1 protein-coding gene is annotated in these 465 nt (G+C 64.5%); it reads left to right on the forward strand.

The genetic code is table 11. The annotated features are described in order from the left end of the window. Positions 1-16: 16 nt before the first annotated feature. Positions 17-465, forward strand: a 449-nt coding sequence (locus tag AC1VNY_RS42620) for a hypothetical protein (RefSeq protein WP_482409692.1), incomplete at its 3' end; no start/stop codon positions are given.

The following is a 465-nucleotide window of genomic DNA, read 5'->3' on the forward strand; positions in this document are numbered from 1 at the left end:
ACGCAAGCTCGTCCGCATGGCAGCAGCCCCGCAGGATGCGATCGACGGCGACGATACGCCCAAGACTAGCATCGGCGCCCAAGCCAAGGCGCTCAAGGACGATGCCAAGCGGCGTGTCGGGCGGTTCGGGGCGCTGGCAGCGTCCATCGCGGTCTACGCGGACACGCCCGACGAGTTGGAGCTCCGCATGGATATTGTCTCGCGTACGCTCGAGGCGTCGGGCATCGTCTTCATCCGCGAGAGGGAAGGCGCGCTTGCGGGCCTTTGCGTGGGCGTGCCGGGCAACGTACGCGATCCGGTGCGTTGGCACTTCGGCGAGGCTTCGAACATGACCGACGTGTCGCCCATCATTTCCCTTTTTTCCGGCAGCCAACATCACCCATCGATCGACGAGGACGGACAGCCAACACCGCCTAACGCTACGCTGCGCTCGCGCTACGCGACGGTGCAATACTTCAACTACCA

The organism is Bradyrhizobium ferriligni (assembly GCF_056837965.1).